The 21732-nt window shown below is 36.4% G+C and carries 20 protein-coding genes and 1 tRNA gene; 11 read left to right on the top strand and 10 right to left on the bottom strand.

The window, feature by feature from the left end:
• Nucleotides 1-21: 21 nt before the first annotated feature.
• The 4 genes from BMX24_RS09645 to holA form a co-directional block, all read right to left on the bottom strand.
• Entirely contained in the window at nucleotides 22-1254 is a 1233-nt protein-coding gene (locus tag BMX24_RS09645; RefSeq protein WP_089791971.1) for a site-specific integrase, read from the bottom strand.
• A gap of 240 nt (nucleotides 1255-1494) precedes the next feature.
• Nucleotides 1495-1579, bottom strand: a tRNA-Ser gene (locus BMX24_RS09650).
• A 215-nt stretch (nucleotides 1580-1794) separates the two neighbouring features.
• The gene (trxB, locus tag BMX24_RS09655) at nucleotides 1795-2736 is read right to left on the bottom strand and encodes a thioredoxin-disulfide reductase (protein ID WP_089791973.1); all 942 of its coding nucleotides are present in this window, start codon (nucleotides 2734-2736) and stop codon (nucleotides 1795-1797) included.
• Between the two features lie 208 nt (nucleotides 2737-2944).
• Nucleotides 2945-3982 carry a DNA polymerase III subunit delta gene (holA, locus tag BMX24_RS09660; RefSeq protein WP_089791975.1) on the bottom strand — a complete coding sequence of 346 codons (1038 nt, stop codon included), beginning with the start codon at nucleotides 3980-3982 and terminating at the stop codon, nucleotides 2945-2947.
• A 10-nt stretch (nucleotides 3983-3992) separates the two neighbouring features.
• On the opposite strand from holA, the gene BMX24_RS09665 reads away from it, so the two are divergent.
• The 3 genes from BMX24_RS09665 (at nucleotide 3993) to BMX24_RS09675 (ending at nucleotide 6139) form a co-directional block, all read left to right on the top strand.
• On the top strand, nucleotides 3993-4418 hold the full coding sequence (locus BMX24_RS09665; RefSeq protein WP_089791977.1) for a type I restriction enzyme HsdR N-terminal domain-containing protein: 426 nt from the start codon (nucleotides 3993-3995) through the stop codon (nucleotides 4416-4418).
• A 63-nt stretch (nucleotides 4419-4481) separates the two neighbouring features.
• Nucleotides 4482-5093, top strand: a complete 612-nt coding sequence (locus BMX24_RS09670; RefSeq protein ID WP_089791979.1) for an HAD family hydrolase — start codon at nucleotides 4482-4484, stop codon at nucleotides 5091-5093.
• 302 nt (nucleotides 5094-5395) lie between these two features.
• Complete coding sequence (locus tag BMX24_RS09675; RefSeq protein WP_089791981.1) at nucleotides 5396-6139, top strand: dienelactone hydrolase family protein; 744 nt, start codon at nucleotides 5396-5398, stop codon at nucleotides 6137-6139.
• Nucleotides 6140-6293: 154 nt separating this feature from the next.
• Here the strand turns inward: BMX24_RS09675 and BMX24_RS09680 are convergent, their stop codons facing one another.
• The 5 genes from BMX24_RS09680 to BMX24_RS09700 form a co-directional block, all read right to left on the bottom strand.
• Nucleotides 6294-6665, bottom strand: coding sequence for a cupin domain-containing protein (locus BMX24_RS09680; RefSeq protein ID WP_089791983.1), 372 nt, complete (start codon nucleotides 6663-6665; stop codon nucleotides 6294-6296).
• 236 nt (nucleotides 6666-6901) lie between these two features.
• Nucleotides 6902-7426 (bottom strand): GNAT family N-acetyltransferase, encoded by a 525-nt coding sequence (locus tag BMX24_RS09685; protein ID WP_089791985.1) that lies wholly within the window; start codon nucleotides 7424-7426, stop codon nucleotides 6902-6904.
• 3 nt (nucleotides 7427-7429) lie between these two features.
• Complete coding sequence (locus BMX24_RS09690) at nucleotides 7430-8035, bottom strand: DUF2911 domain-containing protein (protein ID WP_089791987.1); 606 nt, start codon at nucleotides 8033-8035, stop codon at nucleotides 7430-7432.
• A gap of 28 nt (nucleotides 8036-8063) precedes the next feature.
• The gene (locus BMX24_RS09695) at nucleotides 8064-8573 is read right to left on the bottom strand and encodes a methylated-DNA--[protein]-cysteine S-methyltransferase (RefSeq protein ID WP_089791989.1); all 510 of its coding nucleotides are present in this window, start codon (nucleotides 8571-8573) and stop codon (nucleotides 8064-8066) included.
• A gap of 67 nt (nucleotides 8574-8640) precedes the next feature.
• Entirely contained in the window at nucleotides 8641-9501 is an 861-nt protein-coding gene (locus BMX24_RS09700) for a hypothetical protein (RefSeq protein ID WP_089791990.1), read from the bottom strand.
• 397 nt (nucleotides 9502-9898) lie between these two features.
• Here BMX24_RS09700 and fucP point away from each other — a divergent pair, with 397 nt between their 5' ends.
• The 8 genes from fucP (at nucleotide 9899) to BMX24_RS09740 (ending at nucleotide 17674) form a co-directional block, all read left to right on the top strand.
• A complete protein-coding gene (fucP, locus tag BMX24_RS09705; protein ID WP_089791992.1) occupies nucleotides 9899-11191 on the top strand; it encodes an L-fucose:H+ symporter permease in 1293 nt (430 codons plus the stop codon).
• A gap of 1 nt (nucleotide 11192) precedes the next feature.
• Nucleotides 11193-12833, top strand: a complete 1641-nt coding sequence (locus tag BMX24_RS09710; RefSeq protein WP_089791994.1) for a UxaA family hydrolase — start codon at nucleotides 11193-11195, stop codon at nucleotides 12831-12833.
• Nucleotides 12834-13092: 259 nt separating this feature from the next.
• Entirely contained in the window at nucleotides 13093-13857 is a 765-nt protein-coding gene (locus BMX24_RS09715) for an SDR family NAD(P)-dependent oxidoreductase (protein ID WP_089791996.1), read from the top strand.
• 507 nt (nucleotides 13858-14364) lie between these two features.
• Nucleotides 14365-15216 carry a fumarylacetoacetate hydrolase family protein gene (locus BMX24_RS09720; protein WP_089791997.1) on the top strand — a complete coding sequence of 284 codons (852 nt, stop codon included), beginning with the start codon at nucleotides 14365-14367 and terminating at the stop codon, nucleotides 15214-15216.
• Complete coding sequence (locus tag BMX24_RS09725) at nucleotides 15213-15542, top strand: L-rhamnose mutarotase (protein ID WP_089791999.1); 330 nt, start codon at nucleotides 15213-15215, stop codon at nucleotides 15540-15542. The genes BMX24_RS09720 and BMX24_RS09725 overlap by 4 nt, the downstream gene beginning before the upstream one ends.
• 27 nt (nucleotides 15543-15569) lie before the next feature.
• On the top strand, nucleotides 15570-16394 hold the full coding sequence (locus BMX24_RS09730; RefSeq protein WP_170835682.1) for an amidohydrolase family protein: 825 nt from the start codon (nucleotides 15570-15572) through the stop codon (nucleotides 16392-16394).
• A 217-nt stretch (nucleotides 16395-16611) separates the two neighbouring features.
• Nucleotides 16612-17394, top strand: coding sequence for an L-fucose dehydrogenase (locus BMX24_RS09735; RefSeq protein WP_089792001.1), 783 nt, complete (start codon nucleotides 16612-16614; stop codon nucleotides 17392-17394).
• 49 nt (nucleotides 17395-17443) lie between these two features.
• Complete coding sequence (locus BMX24_RS09740; protein ID WP_089792004.1) at nucleotides 17444-17674, top strand: hypothetical protein; 231 nt, start codon at nucleotides 17444-17446, stop codon at nucleotides 17672-17674.
• A gap of 822 nt (nucleotides 17675-18496) precedes the next feature.
• Here the strand turns inward: BMX24_RS09740 and carB are convergent.
• Nucleotides 18497-21679 carry a carbamoyl-phosphate synthase large subunit gene (gene carB / locus BMX24_RS09745; protein WP_089792006.1) on the bottom strand — a complete coding sequence of 1061 codons (3183 nt, stop codon included), beginning with the start codon at nucleotides 21677-21679 and terminating at the stop codon, nucleotides 18497-18499.
• Nucleotides 21680-21732: the final 53 nt, after the last annotated feature.

The following is a 21732-nucleotide window of genomic DNA, read 5'->3' on the forward strand; positions in this document are numbered from 1 at the left end:
GAAATGGATAATGTAGATATGCTATAAAAACAACCGGGTATTGATTTTATTCTTTAATTGTTTTCGCAAAGAAAGCATATCCTCACTAATCTTTTTATCCTGAATTTTAGCATAATGCTGTGTCATTCTGATATTCGTATGACCAAGCATCTTGCTGACGGTCTCTAAAGGGACACCATTATTCAGTGTAACCGTAGTGGCAAAAGTATGTCTTGCCGTATGAAAAGTAATATCAAAATCAATTTCACATAAAGCACCTATTTCTTTTAAATATTCATTTGTCTTTTGATTGCTAAGCACAGGCAAAACAGTATTTTCGTCGACACATTTTGGATGATTTTCATATCTGCTTAAAATTTTCTGAGCATCGGCTAGTATTGGAATACTTGCCTCAACTTTTGTTTTGGTTCTTTTAATTTTTATCCATAATCCTCCGTCAATTCCTCTGGTAATTTTATGTTTTGTCAAATTCTTAACATCAATATAGGCAAGACCAGTATAACAGCAGAATACAAAAATATCACGTACAATTCTGAGTCGTTCAGAGATGAATTTTTTAGATTGAATTTTCTTTAACTGTAAATCGGTTAAAAATCTTACATCTATCGTTTCTATTTTGGATTTATAGTTTGCAAAAGGGTTTTTACTCACCCATTCGTTATCGAGACAAATATTGATTATTTTTTGGAAATTCTTGATGTATTTTACAGCGGAATTATTGGAACAATTTCTTACTGTTCTCAAATAAAACTCATAATCAGCAATAAACCCGGGATTAATATGGCGGACTTCAATATCACTGATAGTATATTTCCATTTCATAAATGCTTGTGTATGCCGTAAAGAAGTTTCATATCTTTCCCATGTACCTTTAGAGAATTCTTTTCCTATCAATTCTTTCATTTTTGAATTGTGATCTTTAAAGACTTCGATAAGGCTAACCTTTCTTTCTTCAATTCCCAGATATTTATTCCGCAGATTTTCGCAGGTTATCTCTCTTCCTTCATTAAATAGGGCATTATAGCATTTAAATAGTTTAGCTCGTGAACTTTCCAATAAGGAATTTAATTGTTGAGCTTTAGGAGTATTTCCTGTAACCTTTCTGGATTTTATACTCCATTGTGAAGTTTTTACCGTTTGCCCTGTTGAAATCTCTGTTCTTCTTCCAGCAACAGTGATTCGTAAATAAATGGTTGAAGTTTTAGGATTATTCTTTGCTTTTTTTGGATAGAACAGTAAGCTGTAGGTTTGCATAGCTTTAATTTTTAAAGGTTAGTAATATATTCTTGAACCTTTATACCTACAAGATGTTCAATCGATGAACAGGCTGTTTAATGAGAATTCGGTGAGTCAAAATGTTATCTGAAAACGACTCACCGAATGACTCACTTTCGTTTTGCATTTCTTTGATACAATTTGCTCACTCCAAACAACAAAAAAGCCTTTAAACACTATGATTTAAAGGCTTTTGATTTTATTTGTTTCTCCAACTAGCGGAGAGTGAGGGATTCGAACCCCCGGACCTGTTACAGTCAACAGTTTTCAAGACTGCCGCAATCGACCACTCTGCCAACTCTCCTGAATATCGACGCTACCGTCGTTTTCAGTGGTGCAAATATAGGACGTTTTTCATTACTGCCAAAATATTTTTAACACAAATTTCAGCAAAAATTAATAATCAACTAAAAATCAGATTCATTATTTTTATAAAGTCCGATCAATACAATGAATTTCATGGTTTAAAACAAAAAAACGCATCCCGAAAGATGCGTTCTATATTTTAATTAAATTGAATTAATGTAATTCCGCAAGATATTTTTCTGCATCCATCGCGGCCATGCAACCACTTCCGGCTGCTGTAATTGCTTGTCTGTAGATATGATCCTGAACATCTCCTGCAGCAAAAACTCCCGGAAGATTCGTTCTTGTAGAGCCTTTTTCTGTTAAGATATATCCGTTTTCATCAAGGTTGATTTGTCCTACGAAAATATCTGTATTCGGCTTGTGTCCGATGGCTATGAAAATTCCGTCAACATCCACTGTAGAAGTTTCCTTCGTTTGATTGTTGATTACTACTGCTCTTTCAACAAGGCTGTTTTCACCTTCAATTCCGATCAGCTCGTGGTGGAATTTCACTTCAATATTCGGAGTATTTTCAACTCTGTGGATCATCGCTTTTGATGCTCTGAAAACATCTTTTCTCACCAACATCGTCACTTTCTTACACAATTTTGCAAGATAAGTCGCCTCCTCTGCAGCCGTATCTCCTGCTCCCACTACCACTACATCTTTTCCTTTATAGAAGAAACCATCGCAGGTAGCACAAGCTGAAACACCTCCTCCGGCGTATTTTTTCTCATCATCAAGACCTAAATATTTTGCAGTAGCACCTGTAGAAATAATTACGGTCTTTGCCAAAATCTCTTTGTTTCCGGCATATAATTTATGTACTCCGCCCACTTCTTTAGAAAGCTCAACCTTAGTAATCATTTCGTAATGTACTTTGGTATCGAATCTTTCGGCTTGTTTCTGCAAATCCATCATCATTTCAGGACCTGTAATTCCTGCCGGATACCCTGGAAAGTTATCAACTTCAGTAGTTGTAGTTAATTGTCCGCCCGGCTCCAAACCTGTGTACAATTCAGGTTTTAAGTCTGCTCTTGCTGCATAAATTGCCGCTGTGAAACCAGAAGGTCCAGATCCAACGATCACACAATCTAAAATGTTTTGCTCCATAATTTGCTTTTCAAAAGATTTAAAAATTTCCGAGTGCTAATTTCGTAATTTTTACTATTTATTTAAAGTTATTTTAATGATACTTGTCAATATCTAATATGTCGATAGTCGATAGTTTATAGTTGCTTGTTGTTAGTTTATTAGTAGTATAATTATTTAAATACAACCAAAACAGCCAACAACTAGAAACCAGCAACCAGCAACAAAATCAAACCTTCATCTTAATCTTATCCACATTAATAATCTTGTAAACCAGTTCCTTAATCAGTTCCGCTTCACTCATATTGACTGCTCCCAACCCTTTTCCTTTCATGTCGAATTCTCTTAAAATAGAGATCACTCTCGTTGCATGTTTCAGAGGGTACAATCTCGCCGATTCTGCGTAATCTTTTATAAAATAAGGATTTACACCCATCTGAGAAGCAATCACTTGCGGTGGCTGTCCGATCATGGTATTGTAAATAATGACATTCGAAAAATAATTGTATAAACTCGACAACATCATTACAAAAGGATTATTTTTTGGATTTTTACCCATAAAATGAGCAATTTTAAATGCTACATTGGCATTTTTTGTTCCTAAAGCCTTCTGCAGTTCAAAAACGTTGTATTCTTTGCTGATCCCGATGTGATTTTCCACAATATTTCCGTCGAGAATTTCGCCTTCTTTTAAAATAATTTTTAATTTATTCAGCTCATTGGCAATCCTGGAAAGGTCGTTTCCAAGATATTCTGCCAATAAATGTGAAATATTCGGGGCGGTTTTTATGTTTAATTTAATGCATTCATCGGCGATCCATTTCGGAAGGTTATTTTCCTTGATAGATTCGCTTAAAAATAATGCATTGGATCTGTCTAAAGATTTCGTAACCTTTTTTCGGCTGTCTAACTTCTTGTGTTTGTGGGCAAAAACCAAAACCGTCGACGGAACAGGATTTTGAACATACATTTCCAAGGCGTTGCTTTCGCTTTCAGTTAGCTTTAAATCCTGGGCTTCTTTTACGATGATCACCTGCTTGTCTCCCATCATCGGAAACTGTCTCGCCAGGGAAAGAATCTCCTGATAAGACGTATCTTTTCCATACACAACAGTTTGGTTGAATGCTTTTTCGTCTTCATCCAGAAAGTCGTGTTCAAGGGCTTTTACAGCAAGGTCAATAAAGTAAGGTTCTTCTCCGTGGAAAAAATAAATCGGTAAAACTTCTTTATTTTTAATATTTTTGAGGATTAAATCTAATTCTTTCATCTTATATTAAATGGAACTTCCAAAACTGAATTTTCAGGAAACTTTTGATTTTAAATTCAAGAGAGACAAAGATAAGTTTTTTATTTATGATTTGGTTCGTAAAGCTTACCTTTTGCTCACTCCTGAAGAATGGGTGCGCCAACACTGGATTCACTATTACCTGACTGTGAAATCCTACTCTACCTCTGCTTTAATTACAGAAAAAAAGATTGTCCTGAATGGTTTAACAAAACGAATCGACCTTCTCATTACTGAAAAAACGGAACCCATAATTTTAATTGAATGTAAAGCTCCCCAGATTAAATTGACGGAAAAAACCTTTGAGCAGACCGCAAGGTACAACTCCATTATCGGGGCAAAAGAAATTATTTTAACCAATGGTTTGCAGCATATCAATGCTCATTATGAAAACGAGCAATATCGCTTTTATAAATAATATTTCAGGTTAAGGCTGAGACTGAAATTTTACACCAACCTTAACTTTAATCTTAGAAAAAGTATGAAAATTAAAAACATTATATTCGATTTTGGAGGCGTTTTAGTGGATTGGAATCCGAGATATTTCTTTAAGGAGTATTTTAATGATGATGAAAAAATGGAATACTTTCTTGAAAATATCGCTCAATCTGAGTGGAATGAAGAACAGGACAGAGGAAGATTACTATCCGAAGGTACGGAGATTCAGGTGAAAAAGTTCCCTGAGTGGGAAAAGGAAATTCGGGCGTATTACGACAACTGGACAATCATGCTGAGAAGCGACATCCCTCATAATGTAGAAGTTCTAAGAAAGCTCGGAAATACTGATTATCAACTATACGGATTAACCAACTGGTCGGAAGAAACTTTTCCTTACGCCCTCGAAAACTATGATTTTTTCCAATTATTTGATGGGAAGATCGTTGTTTCCGGAACGGAAAAATTAATAAAACCTGATCCGAAAATATGGCATGTTTTATTGGAAAGATATAACCTTCACGCTAATGAATCGGTTTTCATAGATGATAATCCGAAGAATATTGAAATGGCAAAGTCTTTAGGTTTCAATACCATTCATGTTACCCCGAAAACTGATTTGGAAAAGGAATTAATTGATTTAGGCCTTCAGTTCTAATGCACTGAAACTTTATAACATTCTATTAATCCTCATTGTAAGTTATTTTTATTAATTTAGATGAGGATTTTTTGTTTTCCACGAACAAAGCATTCAGTTTGTCATCCTGAAAGGATCTAGACTCATTTTTTGAATAACGTTGTTGAGATCCTTTCAGGATGACAAAAAGAGTGTTGAATATGTGATAAAAAATTGAAAATCCGACAAATACCCTAGCCCCGATTGTAGTGAAAATCCTTTTTTGGAAAAAAAGATTGTAACGGAAAGCGGGAAAAAGCTCCTAAAAAATTAAATTACAAAATATGATACGTTCAATCTTACTAACAGCTTTTTTTATGGCTTCAGGAACAGTTTTCAGTCAAAACCTTAAAACGGTTTCTTATCAGGACGGTTCACAAAAACTGAATGGCCTGGTAACTTCCAACGCAGGAAAAAAACTTCCGGGGGTGTTGATTCTCCCAGCCTGGAAAGGAATTGATGACGAAGCAAAAACGGCCGCCATAGAATTGGAAAAACAGGGGTATGTAGCTTTTATTGCCGATATTTATGGAGAAGGAAATATCCCAACTGACAGTGATTCTGCGGCGAAAACTTCCGGATATTACAAGAAAAATTATGACGCATACCAGAAAAGAATTTCGCTGGCTTTGGAACAATTGAAAAAAAACGGTGCCATTTCGGATAAAATTGCCGTGATCGGATATTGCTTCGGAGGAACCGGCGCCCTGGAATCTGCGAGAGGAAATCTGCCTGTAGTGGGTGTTGTCTCGATTCACGGAAGCATCGGGAAAGATCAGACCAGAAAAAACGGACTGATTTCGACGAAGATTTTAGTTGAAAATCCTGCGGATGATAAAGGGGTGACGCCAGAAGATTTTAATAATTTAATTAAAGAAATGAACGAAGGCAATGCAGACTGGCAGATCATTACATATGCACATTCCAAACATACTTTCACGGATCCAAAATCACCGGATTACAACCCAGTGATGGCCAAAAGAGCCTGGAATCATACACTGATGTTTTTGAAGGAGATTTTGAAATAAGGTTTAAATTTTAAAGATAAAAGATGCTTCGACCGGCTCAGCATGACATCGCTAAAAATATACTGTTTAATTAGACAATTAGTATTAGAATTGTCATGCTGAGCCAGCGGAAGCATTATTATTTTAACTATACACTGCCAAATCGGTGCATTTTTTAATCTACTCCTTCATCTTCCCTGTTGACCAACTCCATAGAAAACGCAGGAAGACAGATAGAAATATATTCGCACTGTTCCGGAAAAGGATTGCTGTAGCGTACCCGCGCACCTTTTTCTACCAGAATACTTTGTCCTTTTTCCAAAGTGACAATTTCCCCGTCGATTTCAAATTGTTTTTTGCCTGAAATAATGATGGTAAACTCATCAAATTCAGGAGTTTGATGCGGTTCGCTCCAGTCTGGCGGAGCAACCATGTGTGCAATTGAAATATTTGGATTTTCTGTTGAGTGCCCCCAATGCTCTTCAATCAGTTTTCCGTCCATTGTAGGAACAACAAATGGTGTTTTTTGGATTTTATATTTTTTCATAAATATTTTTTTCAATTAAGTTGTATTAAACTGAATATGTAATTTTAACCACAAAGTACACCGAGATTTTTTAACAATTAACTGCTTTTAAGAAACACAAAACCGTTTGACTACGTTGAATCTTCAATTTCACTTATAAAAACTCTCAAAGCCTTTCAGTTATGATTATATAGATACTTAAAGATTAAAAATCTACTAAATCAGCATAATCTGCGAGATAAATTTTTAATCTAAATCTAAATAGTTTTCTTTTTTATCTCATAAACAAAATTCGTTCTCGTCGGCTCTCCGAAATAGGCAACTTCCTCTTCCGCTACTTTTTTTCCACCAATCCTTTCCAATGCAATTTGTGAACGAAAATTTTCTTTTCCGATATGAAAATGAACCGTATCCACAAACTGAAAAATATAGTCGAGCATTAATTTTTTAATCTGAGGATTGATTCCCTTTCCCCACGATTGGGTTCCATAAAAAGTATATCCTATAAAGATACTGTTCTTTTTTTCATCAAAATCATAAAAACGGGTACTTCCCAAAACATTTCCCGTGCTTTTTTCAACAATTTTAAAGGCACCTTTGCTTTCCATCGCTCCTTTGAAAAAATTTTCGAAAACTTCTCTTTGGTAACGGTCTTTGTTGGGATGCTGTTCCCAGACTTTCGGGTCTGAAGCCACTTCATATAGAGACTCAAAATCCCCTTGCTGTAAGGGGATTAATTGGTATTCCTGATTTTCTAAAACAGTCTGAATAGAAAAATTCATTTCTTAGCTTTTTGTTTTATTAGCGTCAGCTTCTATTTTTTTGATCTCTTTTAATTTATCTGCAATCTTAGTTACAGCGTCCGGACTTGATGGTTTTAAAGCGACCTCAGCCTGAGCCATATCCCATTTCAATACTAAATTTGCAGAATTTTCTCCTGTCGGGTTTAAAGTAATTTCAAACCATTCCTGCTTGTCAGCCAGCTTATTTACAGGAACAGTAACATCTACCACATCCTGTTTTGGATCGTAGGTATAAGCGCCCCATTGCTGGAAATCTTTATTTAAGATCACTTTCCATTCCTTTTCTGTCGGAATGATGAATAATCCGTAAGTCCCTGCAGGAACTATTTTTCCTCCAAAGTTTACCGATTGTCCGAATGTAATTTTGGTTGATGAGTTGGCTCCTGCTCTCCAAACCTGTCCGTAAGGCACCAGTTCTCCGAAGATTTTGCGGCCTTTTACGCCCGGTCTTCCGTAATCAACGGTGATTTTAGACATTGAAAACTGCTGTTCCACTTTCTGACGCGGACTCGCTGCCGGTACCGAGTAATCCTGAGCAAAACTGAAAGCCGAAGCTGATATGCAAAGTGCAAATAGTAACTTTTTCACGTGTAAATTTTTGTTTAAAATTACAAAATCAAAACAGAATAGCCTTCTCCAATTCCAATAATTTTTGCTTTCTCCAGATTCCTCCCGCATAGCCCACCAATTCGCCATTGGAACCGATCACACGGTGACAGGGAATTAAAATCGCAATTTTATTAATTCCGTTTGCCGTTCCCACTGCGCGGATTGCCTTAAGGTTTCCTAATTTTTCCGACTGCTGCTTGTAAGTCCGAATCTCTCCCATCGGGATTTCTCTCAAAAGCTGCCAGACTTTCTCCTGAAACTCAGTCCCTTTGATGAATAACGGAACTTCAAACGAGCTTCTTTTCCCTTCAAAATATTCGTTTAATTCATTTTCCAGTTGTTTGAAATGCTCGTGTTCTTTTTCCGTAATTTCGGCATTTAAAGCTTTAGATAATGATTTGAACTGCTTTTCAATATTTTTCCGGTCGGTGAATTCCAGAAGACAAATTCCTTCGTCTACGGCACAGGCGATCATTTCTCCGAGCGGGGTTTGGATGGTTTTTTGGTGTATTTCCATTTTAATTTAAATAAAAAACCTCATAAGCATAAAAAACTTATGAGGTTTAAATTTATATAATTTTTTATTAATATCCGTAAATCGCAGAGACTTTCAGACCTGTATTGCCCGGATAGTCATACTGAAGATAAATAGTTCCCGGAAGATCGTTGTTTTGATAATTATAATGAAAATTTGTTGTCTCAAGAAGAATTTCTGAAGGATATATCCAATAAGATTTTTTCACAACAACATTATTTTTCGAAATTTGCGAATAATCCTGCAACATAAAAACATTAAATGCATATTCCGGAAGAGCCAGGATTCTGTTTCTGTCTATTAAAGAATTTGGATTATTTTTCTGATCATATTCATACCTTACTTCTTTAGTAAAAACAGGTGAATTATCATAAGCAAACTGTACTTTCGTTACATTTCCATTATTTAAAAATATCTTTGAAGTTTCTTTTAAAACCCCAGGATTATTTAAGTATTTATTATAATATTTTGCAATGATAATATCGGATGAAGGGTATTCAAACAGTGTATAAGTCGTATTTCCTGAAAAGTCTGCAATAGGATTTTCAGAAGAAATTATTTTGTTATTGGCGTCACAGACAATATTTCTTTTAACATTAAGAGGTTGATGACTAGCCAAATCAGGATAAATATATCCGCTAATAGTAATCGCACTTAATGAATTGTTGTTATAGGTTAAATTTTCCGTGTAGTTATTGTGCAAATCCCAGACTTTTACAAGTTTGTTTTGATTATATTCAAATTGAAAATCCAGTTTCTCAGAAAGCGAAGCATTTCCGTTTGTAATATTCTCATCCTGAATAGTAAGGGTCTGAATTTTTGAAGAATTGAAGGTCTGATTATCCGAATCACCAGAATCTCCACAAGATAAAAAAGAAAGAAAGCAAATTCCCAGCAGATATTTTTTCATACATGATTATTAATTTTGCAAAAGTATAAAAATTGGTATCTAAATAAAAGTTTCATTTAAAAGCAAAGTAATTTCTCCTTTTTTAAATATTTGAAAGCTTTGGCTAAGTCATATTCTCTACTTCTAAATAAGAAATCAATGATAAATTATCAATAAATCTGCAGTTTTTCAAACTATCTTGTACCATCCTGTACTAATAATTTTTTATTCAGAAAATTTTTATACTTTTAAAAAATGATAAAATACCCGGGCTGAAAAATCAATGATAAATTAAAAAAATTATGCAATCGATTAACCCATCTTTAATTTTTTCTGAAAGAGCGATTAATTGATTAAAAGTCATAATATATTCCGGGCAAATCATGTAATAAAATATTTCACAAAATAATATAAGCCAATGAATAATACCCAACCCGGAAACTCGTTTTCTTCTTCAAAAAAGAAAAATTATTACTTTCCACTCATCCTGATAACGAGTTTATTTTTCTTCTGGGGATTTATCCATAATCTCGATCCGATCTTGATTAAACATCTGCGAAGTGCTTTTCAACTGAGTCATTTCCAGGCTTCATTAGTCGATTCATCTGTTTTTGCAGCGTACTTTTTACTGGCCATTCCTGCCGGACTGATTATTCAAAAATATGGCTACAAAACTGGGATTTTGGTAGGTTTATTCTTCTTCGCCGCCGGATGTTTTCTGTTTGTTCCTGCAGCCAATACCATCAGTTATCCATTTTTTCTAGCCGCACTTTTCATTTTGTCTTGCGGACTTGCAATTCTGGAAACCGCAGCCAATCCTTATATTACCATTTTAGGCGAACCCGAAAAAGCAACACAAAGACTCAACTTCGCCCAGTCTTTCAATGGTTTGGCAGCTTCTATTGCTCCTATTATTGGTGGGATTTTCATTCTAGGTGAAGAACCCAAATCTCAGGAAGAACTTGCCGGACTTGATCAGGCCGCCAAACTAGCCTATATTCAAGCCGAAACTTCACTGGTAAAAGGACCCTACATCATATTAGGGCTGATCATTCTTTTGGTTATGTTTTTATTTTTATTGATAAAACTACCGGAGGTGGCGGAAAATAAAGAAAAATCAACAAAGAACTTCCTGCAGGTTTTAGGCGTAAAAAATGTCGGATGGGGTGTTCTTGCCCAGTTTTTTTATGTCGGTGCCCAAATTTACGTTTTCAGTTTCCTTCTTGTTTTTGCAGAAGATGCAATCGACATGAAAGGTCAGGAAGCGAAGTATTATGCGGGTGTAGCAGGATTTTTATTCATGATAGGGCGTTTTATCGGTACTTTTTTCATGAAATATATCTCACCTCAAAAATTGCTGAGCATTTACAGTATCATCAGTATCGTTCTCAGCATCTGGGTTATTGTGGGATCAGGAATTTCAACGTTATATGCATTGGTTTCAATAACATTTTTTATGTCAATCATGTTTCCGACAATTTTTGCGTTGGGAATAGAAGGAGCCGGTTCGGAAACAAAACCTGCTTCCAGCTTGCTAATCATGTCAATCGTCGGAGGGGCAATCATACCTCCCATTGCAAGTAAAATCACCGATATTTCAGGGAACATTCATTTCTCTTATGTCGTACCTTTAGTCTGTTTTATCATCGTATTTTTATTTTCATTAAGATTTAGAAATAAAAAAATCTCATCAATAAATGTAGAAGCTTAAAATGAGCAATTTAATTTTAAAAATAAATCAAAAAGACAATGTTTTAGTAGCCTTACAGGATATCCATGCAGGTACCGAAATCATTTTCGAAGGAGTAACTTACACCACTTTAGAAGCCATCCCCGCCAAACATAAATTCTTTATGAATGATATGAAACAGGGTGATGAGATCTTCATGTATGGCGTTTTGGTAGGCAAGGTACAATACGATCTGTCAGCGGGAACCCGAATGACGACAGATAATACAAAACACGCTGCCGAACCTTACTACTACCGCGATATTGATTATCACTGGACAAAACCCGACGTGTCAAGATTTTTACATAAAACTTTTAAAGGGTATCACCGCTCAAACGGCGATGTAGGTACGGCAAATTATTGGTTGTTTATCCCAACTGTTTTTTGTGAAAACCGCAATCTTGATATTATTAAAGAATCTCTGTATAATGAACTGGGATACGCGGTTGACGCAAAATACAAAAACTATACGCATCAATTGGTAGAAGCCATTTTAAAAGGAGAAAACATTGATGATATTGATTTTTCGCCGTCAAGTATTCCTGCAAAAGACAGAATTTTTAAAAATGTAGACGGGATCAAATTCCTCAATCACACAGGCGGATGCGGCGGAACAAGACAAGATGCGGATACGCTCAGTAAACTTTTGGCGTCTTATGCGGATCATCCCAATGTGGCTGGAGTTACGTTGTTAAGTTTGGGCTGTCAACACCTTCAGATTGACAATTTTAAAAAAGATTTATACAATCGCAATCCTGATTTTGATAAACCTTTACTCGTTTTTGAACAACAAAAAGCGGTAAGTGAAGAAACCATGATCAAAAATGCCATTTTCGAAACTTTGAAAGGGCTTTTGGAAATCAATAAAATTGAACGTAAAGATGCTCCCCTCAGCAAACTTTGTGTAGGGGTAAAATGTGGCGGAAGTGACGGATTCAGTGGTATTTCAGCTAACCCGGCGGTGGGACATCTTGCGGATATCCTTTCGGTTTTGGGTGCTAAAGTTCTACTAGCCGAGTTCCCGGAATTGTGTGGTGTCGAACAGGAGTTAATAGATCGCGCTGCAGACAAAGAAACCGCTGAAAAATTCATTAAACTGATGACGGAATATGATGAACTCGCTCATGCAGTGGGTTCAGGATTTTACATGAATCCCTCTCCGGGAAATATTAAGGACGGATTGATCACAGATGCCATAAAATCTGCTGGAGCCGCTAAAAAAGGAGGTTCCTCCCCTGTTGTCGATGTGTTGGATTACACTGAACCCGCAAAAAAACCGGGATTGAGCCTTGTCTGCACACCGGGAAATGACGTAGAAGCTACCACAGGAAAAGCTGCTTCAGGAGCTACTTTAATTCTGTTTACGACAGGTCTTGGAACCCCAACAGGAAATCCGGTTTGTCCAGTCATCAAAGTGGCGACCAATACAGCTTTAGCAACGAAAATGTCGGATATTATCGATATTGATACGGGAGCGATTGTACGCGGCGAAAAAACCATTCAGCAAATGGGTGAAGATATTTTAGATTTCTGCATCGAAGTGGCCAGCGGAAATATTATCCCTAAAGCTGTGGCATTGAATCAGGATGACTTTATTCCTTGGAAGAGAGGAGTGAGTCTTTAAAAATTCAATTTTAAGTAAAAGGTAAAAAGTAAAAAGAGCCAAGGTTACGACAAGTCGCATTAAGCTTGAAAATAATAAAATCATAATTGCATTAGGATTAATATTAATAATCAACTGCAAGCCTTTGCTGAGTGAAATCGAAGATTCGACGTAGTCAAACGCCTTTACGAACGAAAAATATGCAGAAGAATATTAAAAAAAAACTTTGCGCCCTTTGCGTTAAAAAAATATGAGTAAAATTTAATAATTAATATAAAAAATGTTTTCTTTAAAAAATAAAAAAGCAGTTGTAACAGGCGGCGGAAGCGGAATCGGACAAGCCATTGCGGTTCAGCTTGCAGCTAATGGTGCTGAAGTTCACATTCTGGAAATAACCGAGCAAAACGGACAGGAAACACTGGAAAAAATACAATCTTCCGGAGGCAATGCGAAAGTGTATGCCTGTGATGTTTCAAAACAAAAAGATGTTTTGGCAGTTTTTGATCAAATTGGAGCGATTAATATTCTCATCAATAATGCAGGAATTGCACACATTGGAAAAGCTGACACGACTTCAGAAGAAGATTTCGAAAGAATCTATAATGTCAATATTAAAGGGGTCTACAACTGCCTATTCGCAGGTATTCCACAAATTAGAAAATCAGGAGGTGGCGTGATCATTAATATGGCTTCCATTGCAGCATTGGTCGGCATTCCAGACCGTTTTGCATACAGTACGGCGAAAGGTGCCGTAAAAGCAATGACCATGAGTGTTGCCAAAGATTATATTCATGAAAATATCAGATGTAATTCTATTTCTCCGGCACGAGTTCATACTCCTTTTGTGGATGGATTTTTACAAAAAAATTATCCTGACAATATCGAAGAAATGTTTGCAAAATTATCGAGAACACAACCAATCGGAAGAATGGCTCAACCTGAGGAAATTGCTTCTTTAGCGTTGTATTTATGCAGTGATGAAGCTTCATTCATTACAGGTGTAGATTATCCTATCGATGGTGGTTTTACCACTTTGAATAATTAAAAAAAAATTATTAATTATTTCTTTAATGCAAAGAGAGTAAAGATTATTAAATTAAATTTCAAAAAATTTCGTTCGCAAAGGCATTTCACTCAGCAAATGATAGCATAGTCTTTTGTTAAAATTTTAACAATGTAATTAAAGCAAATATTAAAAATCAGTTATCATTTGCTGAGTGAAATGCCTTTGCGAACGAAAAATATACAGAAAACATTAAAAAAATATTAGCGCCCTTGCGTTAATTTTAAAAGCGTAATTAAAACAAATATAAGATTCAGTTATCATTTGCTGAGTGAAACGCCCTTGCGAACGAAAAATATACAGAACAACATTAAAAAAATATTAGCGCCTTTGCGTTAATTTTAAAAGCGTAATTAAAACAAATATAAGATTCAGTTATCATTTGCTGAGTGAAACGTCCTTGCGAACGAAAAATATACAGAACAACATCAAAAAAATCTTAGCGCCCTTCGCGTTTAAATTAAACATTCAAAAAAATCAAAATTAAAAATGAAATTAATAAAATTCGGAAAACCGGGACAAGAAAAACCGGGAGTGATTATTAACGAAAAAAGATACGATGTCTCCCATTTAGTGAAAGATTATGATGAAAACTTCTTTTCCGGGGATGCTATTGAAAATTTAAAAGCAGAAATAAACACACAGAATTTACCCGAAATTTCCCTTGACGAAAGATTAGGTTCACCTTTGGCAAGACCCTCCAAAATCATCTGTGTTGGATTGAATTATAAAGATCACGCTGCTGAAACCAACGCCCCGATTCCGCAGGAACCTATTTTGTTTTTTAAGGCTACGACTGCTATCGTGGGTCCTAATGATGATTTAATTATTCCTAAAAACAGTACAAAAACCGACTGGGAAGTTGAATTGGGCATCGTCATCGGAAAAAAAGCAAGCTATATTTCTGAGGAAAATGCGCTTGAACACGTTGCTGGTTATGTTTTGCACAACGATTATAGTGAAAGAGCCTTTCAGCTGGAAAGAAATGGACAGTGGGTAAAAGGAAAAAGCTGCGATACCTTCGCGCCGATTGGGCCTTTCATTGCGACGCCTGACGAAATTGAGGATGTTCACAACCTGCGTTTATGGCTTAAAGTGAATGGACAAATGCTGCAGAACGGAAATACTTCTAATCTGATCTTTAATATTCCTTTTCTGATAAGCTATATCAGTCAGTTTATGACTTTGCTACCGGGGGATGTGATCAGTACGGGAACGCCTGCGGGTGTCGGTTTAGGTCAAAAACCAGAGCCTTGGTATCTGAAACCGGGGGATGTGGTGGAATTGGGAATTGACGGTTTAGGAAGCAGCGCACAAAAAGTAAAAGCTTACGACGAATGAAAAGATACTGTCTCGCCCTCGACTTGATCGATGACCCTGAATTGATCGCGGAATACGAAAAATATCACCAAAACGTTTGGCCTGAAATCAAGCAAAGTATCTTGGATTCCGGAATTATGAATATGGAGATTTATCGTCTTCAAAATCGTTTATTTATGATAGTGGAAGCCGATGAATATTTCTCTTTTGAAGCCAAAAATGAAGCTGATAAAAACAATCCGAAAGTTCAGGAATGGGAACAATTGATGTGGAAATTTCAACAACAGCTGCCCCACTCGAAACCGGGAGAAAAATGGCAATTGATGGATAAAATATTTTCATTATAAATTTAATTTCATAGAAAATTATTAAAAATGATTATTGATTCTCACGTACATTTTTGGAAATTTGATCCGGTTCGGGATGCCTGGATTACGGAAGATATGACCACCATCCGGAAAGACTTTCTGCCGGAAGATTTTTCATTATATTTAAAAGAAAAAAGTACTGAAGGCTGCATCGCTGTCCAGGCTGATCAAAGTGATGAAGAGACCACCTTTCTGATTAATCTTGCTAAAGAAAATTCGTTTATTAAAGGGGTTGTCGGATGGATTGATTTGACTTCTGAAAAACTGGAAGAATCCCTTCAAAATTATCAGTCAGAAAAACTCATTAAAGGATTCAGGCATATCGCGGAAGGAGAAGAAATCGGATTTTTACTGCAAAAAAATGTACTCAACGGAATTGCTACACTCCATCAGTATGGTTATACTTTCGATATTTTATTGAGACAGAACCAGCTTTCTGACGCCGTAAAACTTTCAGAAAAATTACCTGATCAACCCTTTATTTTGGATCATTGCGGAAAACCGGATTTGAAAACAAATGACTTGAAAGATTGGAAATCAAATATTTCAGAGCTCGCTAAAAACTCCAACATTTATTGTAAAGTTTCAGGACTTTTAACGCAGGGAAATTGGGATACTATTGATGAAAAGTCAATTTTTAAAGTTTTGGATTTTATTTTTTCACAATTCGGAATTAAGCATACGGTTTTCGGGAGCGACTGGCCAGTGATGTTATTGGGAGGAAATTATGCTTTGTGGCTGGAATTGATTACAAAATATTTGACACAGTTTTCCAAAGAAGAACAGCAACTTTTTTTCGCTGGAAATGCTGTGGAATTCTACAATTTATGATTTTTTTCACCACAAAAGTCACAAAAGATTTTAACACATGAGTCACATTAGATTTAAGTTTAAAACTTTGAGAATATTTAGAACACATCAGTTTAAAATGAATGTATTAAAACCTTTTTGGTCTTGGCTAAGTAAAACGCCTTTGCAAACTTAAAAGCATTTAGTAATTAGAAAAAACCTTAGCGCACTTTGCGTTTAAAACAATTATAATCAAAACATGAACTTAAATCTCGACCATAAAATAATCATCGTAAGCGGCGGTGCAAAAGGCATCGGAAACGCCATTACAAAAATCTTAGCCGAAGAAAAAGCATTGCCCATCATCATCGGCAGAAACAAAAATGACAACAAAAAAGCGGTTCAGGAAATCGTTGATCAAGGCGGAAAAGTTGATTGTGTTACCGCCGAACTTTCCCAACCCGATGAATGCAAAAAAGCGATCGAAGAAGTCATAAAAAAATACGGAAAGATCGATGGTATCGTGAATAATGCCGGTGTCAACGATGGTGTAGGTCTGGAGAATGGTTCATACGAAAAATTCATAGAATCCTATCATAAAAATGTGGTGCATTATTACCTTTTGGTGCATCATGCACTTCCCTATCTTAAGGAAAGCAAAGGTTCAATTGTGAATATCGGCAGCAAAACTGCAGAAACCGGGCAAGGAGGAACGTCGGGTTATGCCGCTGCGAATGGCGCCAGAAACGCCCTGACAAGAGAATGGGCGGTCGAACTTTTGCCTTACAGCATTCGTGTCAATGCCATTATCGTCGCTGAAGCCTGGACACCGCTCTATCAATCGTGGATTTCTACCTTTGAAAATCCGGAGGAAAAATTAAGCAGCATTACTTCAAAAATACCGTTGGAAAACAGAATGACAACTTCCGAGGAAATTGCGAATATGGCAGCGTTTCTGTTATCGGAAAGATCTTCGCATACAACAGGACAGTTGATTCATGTGGATGGTGGGTATGTGCATTTGGATAGGAGTTTGGGGTAATAATTTTATCAAATAAAAAGAAATTAATAAATTTGTTTAAAACAAAAAGATGGAATCTGCTACATTAAAAAACATTAACAAAATTCTTAAAGATGCTCCGGAAAGTATTTTGGAAAGAATTTTAGGTTATATTGAAGGAATTTTAGAAGAAGAAAATACTGATTTTAAACTTTCTGATGAGCAAAAAGAAAGTCTTCGGCAAATTAAAAAACGATCCTACGAACAACACACAGAAATTGATGCTTTTTTAAATGAAATGAGCTCAAAATATGGCATTTAAAATTATCATTTCTGATGAAGCAAAAACAGATCTAGAACATTCCTATCTTTATTATCAAACCAAAGTCAATAAAAAAGTCGCTGATAATTTTTTCAAAGATTTTAAATATTATTTCTAAAAATCCATATTTTAAAATTTGGTTTGAAGATTTTCATGGAAAGTTAATGAAAAAATATCCTTTTCTTATATTTTACACAATTGATAGAGATGCTGAAATCATTGTTATAGCTAGGGTATTTCATACTTCACAAAATCCTAGAAGATATCCATAAATTTCTTTTGTCTTGAAACAAAAGAATCAAAAATTCAAGACTTGGAAACTTTCGCTAAAAATTAAAACTTAATCCTAAAATTCCCAAAACTTGCGCGAAATTTAATGTTGGTTCTTCGGTTGAACACTTGTCTCGCGCTTCGGACAGTGGGAATTTTTTAACGGATTAAGTTTTAATTTTCTTAACGCTCCATTTTCCTATGTCATTTAAACAAAAAAACGCACCTTAAAAAAAGATACGTTTTAAAAATATTTTAAATCCGAAATTACATCGTCTCCATTTTGAAGCTTATGCTTTCGGAAACAAAGAATCAAAAATTCAAGACTTGGAAACTTCCGCTAAAAATTAAAACTTAATCCTAAAATTCCCAAAACTTGCGCGAAATTTAATGTTGGTTCTTCGGTTCAACGTTTGTCTCGCGCTTCAAACAGTGGGAATTTCTTAACGGCTTAATTTTTAATTTTCTTTACGCTCCACTTTCCTATGTCGTTTAAACAAAAAAAAACGCACCTTAAAAAAGATACGTTTTAAAAATATTTTAAATCCGAAATTACATCGTCTCCATTTTGAAGCTCATGCTTTCGATTACTTTCAGAATTGCTTCAACCGTATCCATTGATGTTAAACAAGGAACTCCGTTTTCTACACTCATTCTTCTGATCTGGAAACCGTCTCTTTCAGACTGTTTTCCTTTTGTCATGGTGTTGACAACGTACTGAACTTTTCCTTTCTGGATCAGGTCGATCAGGTTTACACTTTCTTCTCCGATTTTGTATCCTATTTTGCAAGGAATTCCCTGTTCTCCAAAGAATTTTGCCGTTCCTTCCGTTGCCCAGATTCTGAAACCAACTTCATGGAATCTCGCGGCCAGATCAGCCGCTTCCTGCTTATGTTTATCAGCTACCGTGAACAAGATCGAACCGTGCATCGGAACTTTTCTTCCTGCTGCGATCAATCCTTTGTAAAGCGCTTTTTCCAGCGTCGTATCTTTCCCCATCACTTCTCCCGTAGACTTCATTTCCGGGCCTAAAGAGATATCAACTTTCGTTAATTTTGAGAAAGAGAATACAGGAACTTTAACAAAGACTCCTTCTTTATTTGGAACCAAGCCGCTTTGGTAGCCTAGATCTTTCAGTTTCTGACCCAAGATAGCTTTTGTGGCCAGGTTTGCCATCGGAACTTCCGTGATTTTAGATAAGAAAGGAACTGTTCTCGATGATCTTGGATTCACCTCGATGACATATACATTTCCTTCGAAAAGGACGTATTGGATATTCATTAGTCCGATTACGTTTAATCCTTTTGCTAATCTTTTTGTATAATCAACCAAAGTATCGATTTCGCTTTGTGAAATATTCTGTGGAGGATACACCGCAATCGAGTCTCCGGAGTGAACTCCCGCTCTTTCAATGTGCTCCATAATTCCCGGAATCACGACTGTTTCGCCGTCGCAGATCGCATCGATTTCCACTTCTTTCCCCACCATATATTTGTCAACCAAGACAGGATGTTCAGGGCTTGCTTCCACCGCATTTTCCATGTAGTGTGCCAATTCTGTTTCCGTGTATACAATTTCCATTGCTCTACCTCCTAAAACGTAGCTCGGACGAACCAATACCGGATACCCGATTTCGTTGGCAATTTTTATCGCTTCTTCTTTCGAAGTGGAAGTTTTTCCTAAAGGCTGAGGAATCTGCATTTCCTGAAGCGCTTTTTCAAATTTGTCTCTGTTTTCAGCTCTGTCAAGATCTTCCAGAGAAGTTCCTAAGATCTGAACGCCGTGAGAAGCCAGTTTGTCGGCTAAGTTGATGGCTGTTTGTCCACCGAACTGTACCACAACACCTTTTGGTTTTTCCAATTCGATGATATTCATTACATCTTCTTCCGTTAAAGGCTCGAAGTATAATTTATCTGAAATTGAGAAGTCTGTAGAAACTGTTTCAGGGTTGTTATTAATGATAATCGCCTCGTAACCCATTTCTTTGATGGCCCAAACCGAGTGAACTGTTGCGTAATCAAACTCAACACCCTGCCCGATTCTGATGGGTCCTGAACCCAAAACGATGATTTTTTCCTTATCTGTAACTACACTTTCGTTTTCTTCTTCGTACGTTCCGTAGAAATATGGTGTTTCAGACTCGAATTCTGCGGCGCAGGTATCTACCATTTTGTAAACCGGCATTAATCCGTTTTCTTTTCTGAAATTGAAAACCTCGCGCTCTGTTACATTCCAAAGAGTTGCAATATTAATATCAGCAAAACCTAATTTTTTGGCTTCTAATAAAGTTTCTTTGTTGAATTTATTTTCAGCGATTGCTTTTTCGAAATCAATTAATTTCTTGATTTTCCAGATGAAGAATTTATCGATTTTACTCCATTCTACGATCTGTTCCCAGTCGTACCCTCTTCTTAAAGCATCCCCGATGATGAACAATCTTTCGTCATCACAAACTCTGATTCTTCTTTCGATTTCTTCTTCCGTAAGTGCTGCTGCCTGTTTGGTTTTTAAACCAATATGTTTAATTCCGGTTTCCAAAGAACGGATGGCTTTTTGTAAAGACTCTTCGAAGTTTCTTCCGATGGCCATTACTTCCCCCGTTGCTTTCATCTGTGTCGATAATCTTCTGTCTGCCGTTTCGAACTTATCGAACGGGAATCTTGGAAATTTGGTTACCACGTAATCTAAAGCCGGCTCGAAGCAAGCGTATGTCTTTCCTGTAACCGGGTTCATGATTTCATCAAGCGTTAATCCTACCGCGATTTTTGCAGCAATTTTTGCAATCGGATACCCTGTTGCTTTTGATGCTAAAGCTGATGAACGGGAAACTCTTGGGTTTACCTCGATGATATAATAGTTGAATGAATGCGGGTCTAATGCCAACTGTACGTTACATCCCCCTTCGATTCCTAATGCTCTGATGATTTTTAGTGAAGCATTTCTCAATAACTGATACTCTCTGTCTGAAAGTGTCTGAGAAGGCGCCACAACGATCGAGTCACCTGTGTGAACACCTACCGGATCTATATTTTCCATGTTACAAACCACAATCGCGTTGTCGTTTGCATCACGCATTACTTCATATTCAATTTCTTTGAAACCTGCGATTGATTTTTCGATAAGACACTGAGTAACCGGACTGTATTTTAGCCCTAATTCAGCGATTTCTTTCAATTCAACCTCGTTGGAAGCGATACCACCTCCTGTTCCACCCATCGTGAAGGCAGGACGAACAATGACAGGATATCCGATGTCATCAGCAAAATTTAATGCTCCTTCCACCGTGTTTACGATGTCTGATTCAGGAACGGGTTCGTTCAGTTCTCTCATCAATTCACGGAACAAATCTCTGTCTTCCGCTCTGTTGATGGCTGAAAGTTTTGTTCCCAATACCTCAACCTTGCATTCTTCAAGAATTCCTGATTTTTCCAATTCTACCGCCATATTCAGTCCAGTCTGACCTCCCAAAGTCGGTAAAAGCGCATCCGGACGCTCTTTTCTGATGATATGACTTACAAACTGAAGTGAAATAGGCTCGATATATACTTTATCTGCGATTTCAACATCCGTCATAATCGTTGCAGGGTTTGAATTAATCAAAATTACCTTGTAGCCTTCTTCCTTCAAAGACAAACAAGCCTGCGTTCCTGCGTAATCAAATTCCGCCGCCTGACCAATAATGATAGGTCCTGAACCGATTACTAAAATTGTTTTTATATCTGTACGTTTTGCCATTTTATATTTTAGATTAAAGAATCAAAAGCAAGAGCCAAGATTCTAAACTTTGT

The sequence above is a fragment of the Chryseobacterium wanjuense genome (assembly GCF_900111495.1).
In the GTDB taxonomy this organism is placed as follows: domain Bacteria; phylum Bacteroidota; class Bacteroidia; order Flavobacteriales; family Weeksellaceae; genus Chryseobacterium; species Chryseobacterium wanjuense.

Bases quoted from the DNA above. Each gene is read 5' to 3' on its own strand.
- BMX24_RS09645 (WP_089791971.1), bottom strand. From the start codon at position 1,254: ATGCAAACCTACAGCTTACTGTTCTATCCAAAAAAAGCAAAGAATAAT.
- trxB (WP_089791973.1), bottom strand. From the start codon at position 2,736: ATGGAGCAAAACATTTTAGATTGTGTGATCGTTGGATCTGGACCTTCT.
- holA (WP_089791975.1), bottom strand. From the start codon at position 3,982: ATGAAAGAATTAGATTTAATCCTCAAAAATATTAAAAATAAAGAAGTT.
- BMX24_RS09665 (WP_089791977.1), top strand. From the start codon at position 3,993: ATGGAACTTCCAAAACTGAATTTTCAGGAAACTTTTGATTTTAAATTC.
- BMX24_RS09670 (WP_089791979.1), top strand. From the start codon at position 4,482: ATGAAAATTAAAAACATTATATTCGATTTTGGAGGCGTTTTAGTGGAT.
- BMX24_RS09675 (WP_089791981.1), top strand. From the start codon at position 5,396: ATGATACGTTCAATCTTACTAACAGCTTTTTTTATGGCTTCAGGAACA.
- BMX24_RS09680 (WP_089791983.1), bottom strand. From the start codon at position 6,665: ATGAAAAAATATAAAATCCAAAAAACACCATTTGTTGTTCCTACAATG.
- BMX24_RS09685 (WP_089791985.1), bottom strand. From the start codon at position 7,426: ATGAATTTTTCTATTCAGACTGTTTTAGAAAATCAGGAATACCAATTA.
- BMX24_RS09695 (WP_089791989.1), bottom strand. From the start codon at position 8,573: ATGGAAATACACCAAAAAACCATCCAAACCCCGCTCGGAGAAATGATC.
- BMX24_RS09700 (WP_089791990.1), bottom strand. From the start codon at position 9,501: ATGAAAAAATATCTGCTGGGAATTTGCTTTCTTTCTTTTTTATCTTGT.
- fucP (WP_089791992.1), top strand. From the start codon at position 9,899: ATGAATAATACCCAACCCGGAAACTCGTTTTCTTCTTCAAAAAAGAAA.
- BMX24_RS09710 (WP_089791994.1), top strand. From the start codon at position 11,193: ATGAGCAATTTAATTTTAAAAATAAATCAAAAAGACAATGTTTTAGTA.
- BMX24_RS09715 (WP_089791996.1), top strand. From the start codon at position 13,093: ATGTTTTCTTTAAAAAATAAAAAAGCAGTTGTAACAGGCGGCGGAAGC.
- BMX24_RS09720 (WP_089791997.1), top strand. From the start codon at position 14,365: ATGAAATTAATAAAATTCGGAAAACCGGGACAAGAAAAACCGGGAGTG.
- BMX24_RS09725 (WP_089791999.1), top strand. From the start codon at position 15,213: ATGAAAAGATACTGTCTCGCCCTCGACTTGATCGATGACCCTGAATTG.
- BMX24_RS09730 (WP_170835682.1), top strand. From the start codon at position 15,570: ATGATTATTGATTCTCACGTACATTTTTGGAAATTTGATCCGGTTCGG.
- BMX24_RS09735 (WP_089792001.1), top strand. From the start codon at position 16,612: ATGAACTTAAATCTCGACCATAAAATAATCATCGTAAGCGGCGGTGCA.
- BMX24_RS09740 (WP_089792004.1), top strand. From the start codon at position 17,444: ATGGAATCTGCTACATTAAAAAACATTAACAAAATTCTTAAAGATGCT.
- carB (WP_089792006.1), bottom strand. From the start codon at position 21,679: ATGGCAAAACGTACAGATATAAAAACAATTTTAGTAATCGGTTCAGGA.